Below are 15,173 nucleotides of genomic sequence, written 5' to 3'. Positions count from 1 at the left end.
GACAGGCGACCGGAATGCTGGATCAGGCCAAGTAACTATCCGGTATTCAGGTAACGGCCGCTCAAGGTGGCCGTTGTCGCAGGAATGGATATGTACACCGACAGGCCCAATCGGGAGCATGTCGAATCGTCGCACCGCCCCTCTCACATTTGGAGCGCGGGGCATCAGCCAGATAGCTACAGCCTGTTGGATCAAAACTGATTACTCTTACCCGCCCACTCGGTACCTCGCCAAGGCTCGGCGCTGCCCGAATCAGAACAACTCAGAGAACGGTATAAACCGCGTCATATCACCCATCTGCAACGTGCTGCCCTCACAAATTTCAACCAACCCATCCGCCCACGAAGCACCCAGCATCACCCCGGAACTCTGGTTCGGATACAGCACCGCCCTGCCCGCCTCGATCCTGGCGCGCAGGTATTCGCGGCGACTGCCGGCTTTCGGCCACTCAAACCCCACACTCACCTCAAAGCTCATCGGCGTGACATCATCGACGCCCTGGATGCGCAACAGATATGCCCGCGCCAGCAGCCCGAAGGTCACCAGTGCCGAGGCCGGGTTACCGGGCAGGCCGATCACTGGCACACGGCCAAATGAACCGACGGTCAGGGGTTTGCCCGGTTTGATCGCAAGTTTCCAGAACAACGGCTTGCCGCATTCACGCAGTACCTGGCCGAGGTAATCGGCATCGCCGGCCGACACGCCGCCAGTGGTCAGGATCAGGTCGGCCGCCTGTTGCAACTGCTCCAGCTTGAGCCGAGTCAGTTGCGACTGGTCGGGGAGAATACCGCCGTCGATGACCTCACAACCCAGTGCGCCCAGCCAATGGCTAAGCAAGGTGCGATTGCTGTTGTAGATGCAGCCAGGCTTGAGCGGCGTGCCCGGCTCGGCCAGTTCATCGCCGGTGGACAGCAGCGCCACCCGTGGCCGGCGTACCACCGACACATGGGTGCAGCCCTGGGCCGCTGCAACGGCCAAATCGAAAGGGCCGAGTCGCTTGCCGGCCTGCAGTAATACCTCACCGGCACGGTTTTCCTGGCCTTGGGCGCGGATATTCTGGCCCTCGCGCAACGGCTGGGTGAAGCGCACGCGCGCATCGTCCAGCACCTCGGCGTTTTCCTGCATCTCAACGCAATTGGCACCGTCCGGCACCGGTGCGCCAGTGAAGATGCGCGCGCAGGTGCCGGGCAACAGTGCTGGGGGCGCTTGACCGGCGAAGACCTGTTGCGACACCGGCAATGGCTGGCCCTGCCAACCCGTGAGGTTCAGGGCGTAGCCGTCCATGGCACTGTTGGGCCAGGGCGGCAGGTCCAGGGTCGCCACCAGGTCATTGGCCAGCACCCGTTGCCGGGCGTCGCTGAGCAACACCGACTCGCTGTCTTGCAGGCGGTGTTCCTGGGCCATGGCCAACAACGCAGCAATGGCCTCCTCCACCGACATCAGCCCTGCGCGGCTCATCCTCGCGTGCCGCACAGAGCCACCGGCTTGAGGTGCGGCACGAAGTTACATGGGCGGTGGCGCGCATCGAGCTGCTCGGCAAGAATACCTTCCCACGCAGTGCGGCAAGCACCGGTCGAGCCCGGCAGGCAGCACACCAGCGTGCCGTTGGCCAGGCCGGCCAAGGCGCGGCTCTGCACAGTGGAAGTACCAATATCAAGAATCGAGATCGCACGAAACAGCTCACCGAAACCGTCAATATGCTTGTCCAGCAAACATCCCACTGCCTCGGGAGTGCTGTCGCGGCCGGTAAAGCCGGTACCGCCGGTGATCAATATCACCTGCACACGCTCATCGGCGATCCAGGTCGCCACCTGGGCGCGGATTTTGTACAGGTCATCCTTGAGCAGGTTGCGCTCCACCAGGCTGTGCCCGGCTTCCAACAGGCGGCTGACCAGCAATTGCCCGGAGGTATCATTGGCATATTCGCGGGTATCGCTGACCGTCAATACGGCAATATTCAAGGGTACAAACAATGCATCCGACGTTATGCTCATGTGATTCTCCGGCAGGCGATTATCAAGACAATGGCCGCAGGCTAAAGCGCTGAAACGATGGCTGTCTAATCGTTACGGCTGACCGGGTTATCGAGCGTTTCTATTACCGCTTTTACTGCCGGCCCTGGACAGTTATCGAGTGCATCAATCGCATCGTCAATACAGGTGATTGGACGTGCCTGCCGTTACAATGAGATCTTCTGTTCATTCATTCGCCGGGTTACGCGGGGTTCCAGCGCCTCGTGCCTTTACGGCTTTTCACTTATCCCAGGCAGGTGCCTTATGGACATAAAGCAACTTAAATTCCTTATCGCGCTGGAGCAGACCCGACACTTCGGCCAGGCTGCCGCACGCTGCCATATCACCCAGCCGACCCTGTCGATGCGCCTGCGCAACCTGGAAGATGAGCTGGGCCTGGAGCTGGTCACCCGCGGCCAGCGCTTCGAAGGCTTCACCCAGGCCGGTGAGCGCGTGCTGGCCTGGGCCCGGACCCTGCTTGCCGCCCACGATGGCTTGTTCGCCGAGGCCGCCGCGTGCCGTGGTCAATTGGTCGGTAACCTGCGCCTGGGCCTGGTGCCGCTTAGCGGATTCAACCCGATCAGCTACATCCAGGGTTTGTCCCACACCTTCCCGGAGCTCAAGTTCAGCCTGACCTCCATGAGCTCGGACAAAATCATCGAAGCCCTGGGCACCAACCAGCTGGACCTGGGTGTGTGCTACCTGGACCATGTAAACGCCAACTACCTGGATTTTTTCGAACTGGGCGAAACCCGTGTCGGCCTGCTGTACGACACTCGTCATTTTCATTTTGACGGCACGGAAATGAGCTGGGAAGACGCTGCCGAATTGCCTCTGGGGATGATCAGTAATGGCATGCACTACCGCAAGTCCATCGACCTGAGCTTCCGCAGCCGCGGCCTCGATCCGCAGCCGATCCTCGAAAGCGATTCGACGTACCAACTGTTCCAGGCCATCCACGAAGGCTTCTGTTGCGCGATCATGCCCCTGGACAGCGGCCTGGAGAGCCCGATCGAGAATCTGGCGTTCATCAACCTGCCGGACGCCAGCGTCCTCGCGCCCCTGGGCATGGTGATGCGCAAGACCGAACCACGCTCGGCCATTGCCGAGAAGTGTTTTGCCGAGGCCAGGAAATTGTTCGCGGTCAAGACCGAGGTCTGACGCACACAAAAAAGGCGCTCCGTAGAGCGCCTTCTTACCGCCGTTTGCTTTACTGCACACTTACCTGACGCAGTTCAGGCTTGGTTTCGCCACCAATCGTGATGCGTTTTGGCTTGGCCTCTTCAGGCACCTCGCGCAGCAGGTCGATGCTCAGCAACCCGTTGGTCAGGGCTGCGCCACGTACTTCGATGTGGTCCGCCAAGCGGAACGACAACCGGAAGGCACGTTGGGCAATGCCCTGGTGCAGGTAAGCGACCTTATCGTCGGTTTCGCGTTTTCCGCCGGAAACCGTCAAGACGCCCCTTTCGACCTGAATATCCAGATCCTCCTCGGTCAGGCCAGCGACGGCGATGACAATGCGATACGCGTCGTCACCGTGCTTTTCCACGTTATGAGGCGGATAGGAATTCGGAGCCTCGCTACGCAGCGCCGACTCGAACAGGTCATTGAAGCGATCAAAGCCCACCGATTGACGGAACAGTGGGGCCAACGAAAGGGTAGTAGCCATTATAAAATCTCCTGAGTTTCTCCAAGTGATTTAGTACGCGACCCGCGTTCGGCATCGCGTGATCAAAAATTTATGGACGCGGAAACGGAATTCAAGAGGGCTGCAAGAAATTTTTTCTTGCGCCAATGACTATCGCAAAGACCGCAGGGATACCGCATGTGCTCTAATCTGAATGCCAGGCGTGCTTTAAACCGTGAGCGCCTGAGACAGCCCTTGAGGTACAAAAAAATGAAAATGACATTCCCTGCCCTGGCGTTGGGCATCCTGATTTCCCAAGGGGCCCTGGCCGCCGGAGATGGCACTGCCGCGCTGGGCGGCGGTGTCGGCGGCGCATTGGGCAATGTGGTAGGCCAACAGCTCGGCGGATCGACCGGCGCGGCCATCGGTGCAGGCGTGGGTGGCGCAGCCGGTGGCGCGGTTGGCGCGCAAAAGGGCAATAAAACCGAAGCGGCGATTGGCGGCGGTTTGGGTTCTGCCGGCGGATCGGTGATTGGTAATCGCCTGGGCGGCACCACCGGTTCGACCATCGGCGCAGGCGTCGGTGGTGCAGCCGGTGGCGCGCTGGGTAATAACCTGGCCGACGACGAGAGCAATCATCGTTCAGGCGGCGCGAAGCACAAAGGCAACAAGCATAAGCACAAGAATAAGCATCATTGATGGTCTGATGCTGTTCTGATTGCAAACAAGCCGGGCTCAAGGACGCTGAATTCCTTTACACCCGGCTTGTCAGCGCCCCGGTCCGCGTTACATCGGCGTACTGCTCACCACCCGCAACGCCAGGCCTTCATAGGCATCCAGCGTGATAGTGAAATCACCCTCGGCCGTCAGGTCACCTTCCACCCGTTCATTGATAATGTCCACCACCATCCCCGCCGCGATATCGGGCAAGTGCAAGGTTTCGGTGATCGACGTCGCGCCGAAGTTCAGCGCGGTGATCTGCGTGCCCTTACCGGCCGGCAACTCGTGGACCATGATCAACAATGCGGGGTTTTCCACGTCGGGCACCAGGATCTGGCGGCTGGCAGCGATGTCGTAAGCACGGCGCACGGCGAGGATTTTTTGCAGTTGCGAGGCAAATGACTCCGGGTCTTCCAACTGGCTGTTCAGGCTGCCATACAGGCTTTTCGAGCGTGGCATCTGCCCGGCCGACAGCTCGGCATCGGGGTTGAGGTCCACCAGGTCGTAGGCGCCGCGATGGATCCAGCGGGTATCGCCATCGGCCATCAAGTGCGCGACTTCCTCGGCTGCCAATGGCAGCGCACCCACCAGGTCCCAGCCGGACAGCGCAAACACGCCGGGCTGCATGGCGTTGTACATCACCAGCAGCAGATGGATCTGGCGAATCTGCTGGATATCGGCCGGGGTGATCGCTTCCAGGTCGCGAATACCCAGGGCAGCAGTGATGATGCTGGCGGTAGTGCAGGACACGCCGTTGGTGACGAACTTGAGGTTATACGGCGCATGCTCGCCGGTCAGGCGTTCGTACATCTGCTCGCGGATGTGCTCACGCAGGATGTTGCCGGGGAAAGTCTGGCCCTGGAACAGGAACGTGTCATGGGCATGCAGCGTCCAGAAATGCACCAGTTCCAGGGTCAGTTCGTCATGGTTCTGCAAGGCATGGATCAGTGACCCCGGATCGATGCCAAGGTTATGCATCTGGCGCAGCATCAGTCGCAGGAATTCAGTGTCGCCCATCAGCAACGCATGCTGATAGGCCGGCCGGGTGATGAAGTCATAGGACAGGTCGGCACCGCCGTGGGACATGGACGCAATATCGTCCACCGTGAGGTTGAGTTCCTGGAAGCTGAAACCGCCGGCTTTGCGGATCGCGCCACCAAGCAACTGGTTGCCGGTGATCGACAGTGGATGGCTTTCCGACCAGGCCGTGCCGTCGAGCTTGCGCTCCACACCGAGAAAACCGTTGGCATCCAGGCGCAGGATCTTCGCACCCATCACATCGATGGCGTGCAGCGCATCACCGATAATCATCTGCTGCGCGGCGAACGAAGGGTCAAGCCAGTTCAGCGAGGGTTGGCCTTCCTTGAAGTAATGCAGGTACACCCAGCGGCGCGGCTTGCCGTCTACGCCGATCACGACGGGCGTGGCGCTCCAGTCGGTTTCCTTTACGCCAGGCTCGAAGAAAATCACCCGTTGCAGTTGGCCGACGATGTAGTGCTTGTCACGCAGCGCGTCCACCTGCAGCGGGCTGAGGTTCTGCGCATCACGCCCCTCCTCCACCTCAGGCAGCAACGGCCAGTCTTCCTCGCGGATTTCCACCATGTGGTACAGCCCGGGGTAGTCCTCGTAGGCCATCTCCGCCAGGCGAAAGTCCGCGCCCTTGCCGGTGTGGGACGGGATCACGTCGTCGATGATCACCGCATTGTGCGCGGCGGCCATGCGCGTCAACGCCTGCAACTGCGCCTCGGTGCCCAGCTGTGGGTCGATATCGAAGCTGATGCGGTCGAAATTGCCGTCGATGGTCGGTGTGTGTTCGGTACCGGACAAGCCGCCGGACTTCTTCAATGGGCCGTTATGGATGCCCTGGATACCAATTTTTGACAGGGCATGCCACAGGCTTTCATCCCCCAACGCCTCAAGCACCGTGCCGTCTTCGCGGGTGACGATCGACGCTGGGTACGCGGTGAACCACACCGATGACAAGGCTGAAGCATCACGCGGACGTGTATGTGCGTACGGCTGCTGCCACAAACGACCCTGTCCGGAATACAGTTTGGCCCGCTGTCGCGCCGCATGCAGCATGGATTGCTGCACCAGCCAGTTCACATGGTCGTTGTTCGCCGCGGTCATAAGCTCGATACCTGTGGTGGTCAAAAGGTTACTCGTAAGCATAGGAGGGGCGGGCGCGCCATTCGTTGCATTGAAATGGAGCCAAGGCAGGCAGCAATCCAAAAATGTGGGAGCCCCCACCACATCTTCGATGTGACGCTGTCGCGCAGCAAACTAGGGAGCTTGCTCCCGCGGCGGCCTGACAGCCGAGCAGGATGTTGGTTTTCGGCCTGGGTACATATCCGTTGTTTAGGTAACGGCCACTATAGGTTCCGCCCTTACGGCGGCTCACTTTTGAAAAGCGCAAAAGTAACCCAAACGCTCTTGCCCCACCACTCGGCACCTCGCCCAGGCTCGGTGTGCCCGTAATCCGACAGGGATTTGGTGGGCCGCCGCCACGCGCCATTCATGGCGCGGGGCGGCTAAACCGGCATCCCTGCCGGTTTACCCCCCAAATCCCTGTCGAATTCCGGCCAGCGTGGTTTAACGGGGCGCCTGAGATCAAAAACACAGCGAGGCGGCCTTATAGCCGACCTGATCGTTGAAGCGTGCGCGTACCCCTGTGGGAGCGGGCTTGCCCGCGAAGGTCGTTAACGATGACGCGGGAAACCAGACAGAACGCGGCGTTCTCAGGTTTTTCGCGAGCAAGCTCGCTCCTACAGAGAAGCACAAGCGCCGCCAGCGTATCTGCGATGCGCAGCGAGTCGCTTTTGATCTTGATCTCAGGCGCCCCGTTAAACCACGCTGGCCGAACGCAGGCTTGAAGCCGTGGGTAACCCGGCAGGACGCCGGGTTAGCCGTCCTGGGCCAAGGATGGCCCATGACGGCGGCCCACGGTTTCAAGCCGGAGAGAGGGCACACCGAGCCTGGGCGAGGTGCCGAGTGGTGGGGCAAGAGCGTTTTGCTTACTTTGCCGCTTTTGCAAAGTGAGCCGCCGTAAGGGCGGAACCTATAGTGGCCGTTACCTAAGCAACGGATATGTACTCGCCCCAACAACCCAACAACCCGGTCACATCGTCGACGTGGCGCCGTCGCGCAGCAACTTGGACCACCTCCAAAATATCCGGCGTCAGGACTAAATTTTAACTTTTTAAAATCAGTAGTTTACTTGTAGCTTGAGGGGCTTGCTCCCGATAGCGGTGCTTCAGTCGATTCATGGGTGACTGACATACCGCTATCGGGAGCAAGCCCCCTCCCACATTGGACTTTCGTGTGTCCGCCCTTCTGGTGTTGCCTGTCGATACTGCCTGGGGGTGAACCCGGTCAATGCCTTGAACTGCCGGGTAAAGGCGCTGTGGTCGGTATATCCGCATTGCAGCGCCACCTCGGTAATCGGCAGGTCGGTATGCAACAGCCGCCGGGCATGCTCCAGACGTACTTTCTGGATCATTTGCCGCGGCGTGAGGTGGAAGACGCGCTTGCAGTAGCGTTCCAGCTGCGCCACGGATATCCCGGCGATACGGGTCAATTCACCAAGGGTCACGCGGCGGTTGAAGTGGGTGCGGATGTGTTCGTCCACTGCCGCCAGGCGTTGATAGGCCGGGTGGGTTTCGCTGGCCGATTGCAGGTCGACCGAAATCCCGGCCAGGCCGATGATTGCGCCGAGATGGTTGTATAGCGGCCATTTATGCGTGAGGCACCAGCCGGGCTCGCGGGTCCCATAGAGGTGCAGTTCAAGCTGGTCTTCGAGCACCAGCCCTTGCTCGAGTACACGCCGATCTTGCTCGGTATAGCCCGGCCCCAGCTGCGCGGGAAACACCTCGGCGCTGGTCTTGCCCAGCAGCGGTTGCAACTGCCGCAGGCCGCAGCGCTGCACCAGGGTGCAGTTGGCAAGCACATAGCGGGCGTCGAGGTCCTTGATAAAAATCGCGGCATTGGGCAACACGTCGAGCATCGGCAGTAACTGCTCTACACCGCTCAGTAGCTGTTCGATGCTGTGGGGTCGACTGCCTTGGAAAAGGCTCGCAAACGCGCTGTGCAACATGACTATCACTGCCTTTTTATACTTTTACAACGAGCAGATTGCGCCATACGCCAGGCGCTGTCGAGCGCGTCAAACTGTGCTGAATTCGTCATCCATCCCCACGCAAAACATCAATCGCCGCCATGTCGATGAGTTCACGATAGCGCCACTGCATGCCTATCCAATAACTCACAAGAAGGCGCCGCTATGTCAGGCCAAGGCAAGTTCAAGAAACAGCTATCACTGATGGACCTCACCTTTATCGGGTTGGGTGCCATCTTCGGTTCGGGTTGGCTGTTCGCCGCCAGCCATGTGTCGGCCATCGCCGGCCCGGCAGGGATTTTTTCCTGGTTGCTGGGTGGTTTCGCCGTACTGCTGTTGGGCATCGTCTACTGCGAACTCGGCGCCGCCCTGCCCCGCGCCGGTGGCGTGGTGCGCTACCCGGTGTACTCCCATGGCCCGCTGCTGGGCTACCTGATGGGCTTTATCACGCTGATCGCGTTTTCCAGCCTGGTGGCGATTGAAGTGGTTGCTTCGCGCCAATACGCGGCAGCGTGGTTTCCGGAGTTGACCAAGGCCGGTTCAAGCGACCCGACCACCCTGGGCTGGCTGGTGCAGTTCGCGCTGCTATGCCTGTTCTTTATCCTCAACTACCGCAGCGTCAAGACCTTTGCCATCGCCAATAACCTGGTGAGCGTGTTCAAGTTCATCGTGCCATTGCTGGTGATCGGTGTGCTGTTCACCTTCTTCAAACCGGCGAACTTCCAGATGCATGGTTTTGCACCGTTCGGCCTCTCTGGCATTGAGATGGCGGTGTCGGCTGGCGGCGTGATCTTCGCCTACCTGGGGCTGACGCCGATCATTTCGGTGGCCAGCGAAGTCAAGAACCCGCAGCGTACCATTCCCATCGCGTTGATTCTCTCGGTGCTGCTGTCGACCGCCATCTATGTGCTGCTGCAAACCGCGTTTCTCGGCGGCGTGCCCACCGAAATGCTCGCTAATGGCTGGGCCGGGATCAGCAAGGAACTGGCGCTGCCCTATCGCGATATCGCCTTGGCCCTGGGCGTGGGCTGGCTGGCCTATCTGGTGGTGGCCGATGCGGTCATCTCTCCCAGCGGCTGCGGCAATATCTACATGAACGCCACCCCGCGCGTGGTGTACGGCTGGGCGCAGACCGGGACCTTCTTCAAGATCTTCACGCGCATTGATGAAAAGTCCGGCATCCCGCGCCCGGCGCTGTGGCTGACCTTCGGCCTGTCGGTATTCTGGACCCTGCCGTTCCCGTCCTGGGAAGCGCTGATCAACGTGGTGTCCGCGGCGCTGATCCTCAGTTACGCCGTGGCCCCGGTGACCGTCGCCGCCCTGCGCCGCAATGCGCCGGACATGGCGCGCCCGTTCCGGGTCAAGGGCATGGCGGTGCTGGGCCCGCTGTCGTTCATCATCGCCGCGCTGATCGTGTACTGGTCGGGCTGGAGCACGGTGTCCTGGCTGCTGGGCCTGCAAATCCTGATGTTTGTGGTGTACCTGCTGTGCGCACGCTGGGTGCCGACCGCGCACTTGAATCTCAAGCAACAAGTGCGCTCGTCGGCCTGGCTGATCGGCTTCTACGCCGTGACCATCCTGCTCTCCAAGCTCGGCAGCTTTGGCGGCATCGGCGTGATCAGCCACCCATTTGACACCCTGGTCGTGGCGGCCTGTGCCCTAGGCATCTACTACTGGGGCGCCGCCACCGGCGTGCCGGCCCACCTGGTGCGCCTGGAACACGAAGACGACGAAAGCGAAGCCGTCAGCGATGCGCCTTACCGCGCCCCACTGTCCCCAACTACCCACTGATGGAGCGTTCTATGAAACGGCTGCACGTGATCGACTCGCACACCGGCGGCGAACCTACGCGTCTGGTAATGAGCGGGTTCCCTGCGTTGCTCGGCGCCTCCATCGCCGAGCAACTGGAACACCTGCGCACCCACCACGACCAGTGGCGCCGCGCCTGCCTGCTGGAGCCACGGGGCAATGACGTACTGGTCGGCGCGCTGTATTGCGCGCCCGTCACGCCGGGCGCCACCTGCGGGGTGATCTTCTTCAACAACGCCGGCTACCTCGGCATGTGCGGTCACGGCACCCTCGGCCTGGTGGCCTCACTGCATTACCTCGAGCTGATCGCCCCGGGTGTGCACACCATCGACACGCCGGTGGGCCCGGTGGCGGCCACCCTGCACGAGGACGGCAACGTGACCCTGCGCAACGTGCCGGCTTACCGCTACCGCCAGCAGGTAGCTGTGCAGGTGCCTGGGCATGGCGCGGTGCTGGGCGACATTGCCTGGGGCGGCAACTGGTTCTTCCTGGTCTCGGACCACGGCCAGGCGTTGCAGATGGACAACGTGGAAGCCTTGACCGACTACACCTGGGCGATGCTCAAGGCCCTTGAGGCCCAGGGTATTCACGGCGCCGATGGCGCGCTGATCGACCATATCGAACTGTTCGCTGACGACGGCCACGCCGACAGCCGCAACTTCGTCATGTGCCCCGGCAAAGCCTACGACCGTTCACCCTGCGGCACCGGCACCAGCGCCAAGCTCGCCTGCCTGGCCGCCGACGGCAAACTTGCTGCAGGAGACACCTGGGTACAAGCCAGCATCACCGGCAGCCAGTTCCAGGGCCGCTATGAATGGGACGGCGAACGTGTGCGCCCGTTCATCACCGGCCGCGCCTACATGACCGCCGACAGCACCTTGCTGATCGACGAGCAGGACCCGTTTGCCTGGGGCATTTGAACCTGTTTTTTATTGACCTGAATGGAGTTAGCACCATGAGCGACAACATCTTCACCGGCTGCATGCCCGCCCTGATGACCCCCTGCACCGCCGAGCGCCAGCCGGACTTCGACGCGCTGGTCGCCAAGGGCCGCGAGCTGATCGATATCGGCATGAGCGCAGTGGTGTATTGCGGCTCCATGGGCGACTGGCCGCTGCTCACCGAGGCACAGCGCCAGGAAGGCGTGGCGCGCCTGGTCGCGGCCGGCGTGCCGACCATCGTCGGTACCGGCGCGGTGAACAGCCGCGAGGCGGTGGCCCACGCGGCCCATGCCGCCAAGGTCGGCGCCCATGGCTTGATGGTGATTCCCCGCGTGCTGTCCCGTGGGGCTTCGGTCACCGCGCAAAAGGCTCACTTTGCGGCGATCCTCAACGCTGCGCCCAACCTGCCGGCCGTGATCTACAACAGCCCCTACTACGGCTTCGCCACCCGCGCCGACCTGTTCTTCGAGCTGCGTCGCGAGCACCCGAACCTGATCGGCTTCAAGGAGTTCGGCGGCGCTGCCGACCTGCGCTACGCCGCAGAAAACATCACCTCCCAGGACGACGACGTAACCTTGATGGTCGGTGTCGACACCCAGGTGGTGCACGGTTTCGTCAACTGCAACGCCACCGGCGCGATCACCGGCATCGGCAACGCGCTGCCACGGGAAGTCCTGCAGCTGGTGGCCCTGAGCAAAAAAGCTGCCAAGGGCGATGCCAAAGCCCGTCGCCAGGCCCGCGAGCTGGAAGCCGCACTGGCGGTGCTGTCATCGTTCGACGAAGGCTGTGACCTGGTGCTGTATTACAAGCACCTGATGGTGCTCAACGGTGACCAGGGATACGCCCTGCACTTCAACCAAACCGATGTGCTCAGCGAGGCCCAGCGTCGATATGCCGAGCAGCAGTACGCGCTGTTCCGCCAGTGGTATGCCAACTGGTCGGCTGAACAGAACGTCGCTTGAATTTCTGTAGGAGCGAGCTTGCTCGCGAAGGTCGTCAGCGATAACGCGTTCATTCTGAATGAACGCGTTATATGCACCTTGTTCGCGAGCAAGCTCGCTCCTACAACACCCCTCTATTTTCCTGGATGCCCCATGACTCTGACAGGCAAGATGCTGATCGGTCAGCAATCCCTTTACGGCCATCGCGATGCGATCCGCGCCATTAACCCCGCCACCGACACGCCACTGGAGCCTGCCTACACCGGCGGCGACGGCGAGCAGGTCGAACAGGCCTGCGCATTGGCGCGGGCCGCCTTCGATGCTTACCGCGAAACAACCTTGGCAGACCGCGCCGGGTTTCTTGAAACCATTGCCGATAACATCGAAGCCCTGGGCGATGAATTGATCGAACGCGCCAGCGCCGAAACCGGCCTGCCCCGCGCACGCATCCAAGGCGAACGCGGTCGTACCTGCGGGCAGTTGCGTGCCTTTGCCCGCACCGTGCGCCTGGGTGAATGGCTCGACGTGCGGATCGATAGCGCGCAACCCCAGCGCCAACCGCTGCCCCGCGCCGACTTGCGCCAGCGCCATATTGCCCTGGGCCCGGTCGCAGTGTTTGGCGCCAGCAACTTCCCCCTGGCCTTCTCCGTGGCGGGCGGCGATACCGCATCGGCACTCGCTGCCGGTTGCCCGGTGGTGGTCAAGGCCCACAGCGCCCACCCTGGCACCAGCGAGCTGGTGGGCCGCGCCATTGCGCAGGCGGTCAAACAGTGTGGCTTGCCCGAAGGCGTGTTTTCACTGCTCTATGGCGCGGGTAACGAGGTGGGTATCGCCCTGGTGACCGACCCGCGCATCAAGGCCGCAGGTTTTACCGGTTCGCGCAGTGGCGGTGTCGCGCTGTGCCAGGCCGCCCAGGCACGCCGGGAGCCGATTCCGGTATATGCGGAAATGAGTTCGATCAATCCGGTCTACCTGTTTGCTGCCGCGCTTGAAGCACGGGCTGAAGCATTGGCCGAAGGCTTTGTCGCGTCACTGACCCAAGGTGCCGGCCAGTTCTGCACCAACCCCGGCTTGGTAATCGCCGTGAAAGGTAGCGCCCTGGACCGCTTTATCAAGGGCGCCAGTGATCTGCTTGCACGTTGCCCGGCCCAGACCATGCTCACCCCGGGCATGTTCAGCGCCTACGAAACCGGCGTGAGTGCATTAGCCCAGCACGCCCAAGTCGCCGCCAAGGGCCTGGCGGCCGCCGGGCCAAATCAAGGCCAGGCCCACCTGTTCGTGACCCAGGCCCAAGCATTCCTGAGCAACGAACATCTGCAAGCCGAGGTCTTCGGCGCCGCCTCGCTGGTGGTGGAATGCCGCGATGTGGAGCAAGTGCGCCAGGTATCCGAACACCTGGAAGGTCAACTCACCGCGACCTTGCACTTGGATGAGCCGGATTTGCCCCAGGCCCGCGCACTGCTGCCGGTATTGGAACGCAAGGCCGGGCGCCTGTTGGTCAACGGCTGGCCGACCGGCGTGGAAGTCTGCGATGCGATGGTGCATGGCGGGCCGTTCCCGGCGACGTCGGATGCACGCAGCACCTCGGTGGGCACGGCGGCGATCCACAGGTTCCTGCGCCCGGTGTGCTATCAGGACTTCCCGGATGCCCTGCTGCCCGCTGCGCTCGGGCACGACAACCCGCTAGGGTTACGACGCCTGCTCGACGGCCAGAGAGAAGCGTAGCCATGGCCGAGCCCAATCAAGCAGACATTGTGGTGGTCGGCGCCGGCATCATCGGCGTCGCCTGTGCCTTGCAGCTGGCGCGCCAAGGCCGCCAGGTGCAGGTGATCGACGCGCAGGCGCCGGGCATGGGCGCCTCCTACGGCAACGCCGGTCACCTGGCGACGGAGCAAGTGTTCCCCATCGCCAACCTGTCGATCCTCAAGCGCTTACCCGCCATGCTGCTGGACCCCACGGGCCCGCTACGGCTGGACTGGACCTACTTGCCCCATGCCCTGCCCTGGTTTATCCGCCTGCTGCTGAACCTGCGACCAGCGAGCTACCAGCGCACCGTGGCCGGCCTGCGTGCCTTGAACGAAGGCAGCCTGGGTGCGTGGCAGCGTTTGCTGCGGTCGATTGGGCAGGCGCAACTGCTGCGCGAAGACGGCTCGTTGCTGGTGTTTGAGCGCGCCGAATCCCGCGTCGCCCTGGATGCGCTGCAGCAACGCATGCGCCAGCAAGGCGTAGCCGTGGAGTTCTGGAGCGGCGAGGCGGTGCGTACGGTCGCGCCGCAATTGAGCGACGCCATACAAGGTGGTTTGTTCTTCCCCAGTACCGGGCATTTTCTCGACCCCTATACCCTGGTCGGCGAACTGGTGAATGCGGCCAAGGCCGAGGGTGTGCAATTTCTCCAGCAGCGTGTTCTGGATGGGCGCCTGGATGACAGCGGTGTTTCACTGATGACCGATCAAGGCGTAGTGACGGCGCGCCAAGTGCTGATCGCCTGCGGCGCACACTCGGCCAAACTCACTGCGGCCCTGACAGGCAAACAGGTACCGCTGGACACCGAACGCGGCTATCACCTGATGCTGCCCCACGAACACCAGCGCCTGCCCTTCGCCGTCACCTCGCTGGAACGCAAGTTCATCATGACGCCCATGACCGGCGGCTTGCGCCTGGCCGGAACGGTCGAATTCGCCGGCCTCGACCGCCCGGCGAATATGCAACGGGCCTGGCAGTTGCACCGCTTGAGCCAAGGCCTGTTTCGTCACAACCTGAACGCAAGTGACGCCACACCGTGGATGGGCTTTCGGCCGTCCCTGCCCGACTCGCTGCCGATCATTGACCGGGTGTGCGAGGGCAAGGTGCTGCTTGCGTTTGGTCATCAGCATCTGGGGCTGACTCAGGCGGCGGTGACGGCTGAAAGGATCGGGCAACTGGCGGCAGGAGAGTCAGTGCCTGAGTTACAGCCCTATCGACTGGACCGTTTCTGAGACAACTGACCCCGAAACACCAGGGCGGGCGCCG

At 62.0% G+C, this 15,173-nt stretch carries 12 protein-coding genes; 7 read left to right on the top strand and 5 right to left on the bottom strand.

The features are described 5' to 3' along the window. Positions 1–252 precede the first annotated feature (252 nt). Both KVH01_RS26395 and moaB read right to left on the bottom strand, forming a co-directional pair. Positions 253–1,458 (bottom strand): molybdopterin molybdotransferase MoeA, encoded by a 1,206-nt coding sequence (locus tag KVH01_RS26395; RefSeq protein WP_217883458.1) that lies wholly within the window; start codon positions 1,456–1,458, stop codon positions 253–255. Continuing rightward, a complete protein-coding gene (gene moaB, locus KVH01_RS26390) occupies positions 1,455–1,994 on the bottom strand; it encodes a molybdenum cofactor biosynthesis protein B (RefSeq protein ID WP_217883457.1) in 540 nt (179 codons plus the stop codon). The genes KVH01_RS26395 and moaB overlap by 4 nt, the downstream gene beginning before the upstream one ends. A 282-nt stretch (positions 1,995–2,276) precedes the next feature. On the opposite strand from moaB, the gene KVH01_RS26385 reads away from it, so the two are divergent. Continuing rightward, positions 2,277–3,173, top strand: a complete 897-nt coding sequence (locus tag KVH01_RS26385; protein ID WP_043047674.1) for a LysR family transcriptional regulator — start codon at positions 2,277–2,279, stop codon at positions 3,171–3,173. A 49-nt stretch (positions 3,174–3,222) separates the two neighbouring features. Here KVH01_RS26385 and KVH01_RS26380 read toward each other — a convergent pair whose 3' ends face one another. Beyond that, positions 3,223–3,681: an Hsp20 family protein gene (locus KVH01_RS26380; RefSeq protein ID WP_043047675.1), complete on the bottom strand. Its 459-nt coding sequence runs from the start codon at positions 3,679–3,681 to the stop codon at positions 3,223–3,225. 228 nt (positions 3,682–3,909) lie between these two features. Here KVH01_RS26380 and KVH01_RS26375 point away from each other — a divergent pair, with 228 nt between their 5' ends. After that, positions 3,910–4,338, top strand: coding sequence for a glycine zipper domain-containing protein (locus tag KVH01_RS26375; RefSeq protein WP_043047676.1), 429 nt, complete (start codon positions 3,910–3,912; stop codon positions 4,336–4,338). 87 nt (positions 4,339–4,425) lie between these two features. Here the strand turns inward: KVH01_RS26375 and treS are convergent, their stop codons facing one another. Both treS and KVH01_RS26365 read right to left on the bottom strand, forming a co-directional pair. Then, positions 4,426–6,489 (bottom strand): maltose alpha-D-glucosyltransferase, encoded by a 2,064-nt coding sequence (treS, locus tag KVH01_RS26370; RefSeq protein WP_217883456.1) that lies wholly within the window; start codon positions 6,487–6,489, stop codon positions 4,426–4,428. Positions 6,490–7,642: 1,153 nt separating this feature from the next. Continuing rightward, on the bottom strand, positions 7,643–8,452 hold the full coding sequence (locus KVH01_RS26365) for an AraC family transcriptional regulator (RefSeq protein ID WP_217883455.1): 810 nt from the start codon (positions 8,450–8,452) through the stop codon (positions 7,643–7,645). 186 nt (positions 8,453–8,638) lie between these two features. On the opposite strand from KVH01_RS26365, the gene KVH01_RS26360 reads away from it, so the two are divergent. The 5 genes from KVH01_RS26360 to KVH01_RS26340 all read left to right on the top strand — a co-directional run bounded on the left by KVH01_RS26360 (position 8,639) and on the right by KVH01_RS26340 (position 15,139). After that, complete coding sequence (locus tag KVH01_RS26360) at positions 8,639–10,264, top strand: APC family permease (RefSeq protein WP_043047679.1); 1,626 nt, start codon at positions 8,639–8,641, stop codon at positions 10,262–10,264. Positions 10,265–10,275: 11 nt separating this feature from the next. Then, the gene (locus KVH01_RS26355; protein ID WP_217883454.1) at positions 10,276–11,202 is read left to right on the top strand and encodes a 4-hydroxyproline epimerase; all 927 of its coding nucleotides are present in this window, start codon (positions 10,276–10,278) and stop codon (positions 11,200–11,202) included. Positions 11,203–11,237: 35 nt separating this feature from the next. After that, positions 11,238–12,185 (top strand): dihydrodipicolinate synthase family protein, encoded by a 948-nt coding sequence (locus KVH01_RS26350; protein WP_124378063.1) that lies wholly within the window; start codon positions 11,238–11,240, stop codon positions 12,183–12,185. A 132-nt stretch (positions 12,186–12,317) separates the two neighbouring features. Further along, on the top strand, positions 12,318–13,889 hold the full coding sequence (locus tag KVH01_RS26345) for an aldehyde dehydrogenase (NADP(+)) (RefSeq protein ID WP_217883453.1): 1,572 nt from the start codon (positions 12,318–12,320) through the stop codon (positions 13,887–13,889). 2 nt (positions 13,890–13,891) lie between these two features. Then, on the top strand, positions 13,892–15,139 hold the full coding sequence (locus KVH01_RS26340) for an NAD(P)/FAD-dependent oxidoreductase (protein WP_217883452.1): 1,248 nt from the start codon (positions 13,892–13,894) through the stop codon (positions 15,137–15,139). The last annotated feature ends 34 nt before the right edge of the window (positions 15,140–15,173 follow it).

It is taken from the genome of Pseudomonas khavaziana (assembly GCF_019145205.1).
GTDB lineage: Bacteria > Pseudomonadota > Gammaproteobacteria > Pseudomonadales > Pseudomonadaceae > Aquipseudomonas > Aquipseudomonas khavaziana.
Note: the sequence above shows the minus strand (reverse complement) of the source record. Positions and strands in the feature narration are given on the sequence as shown.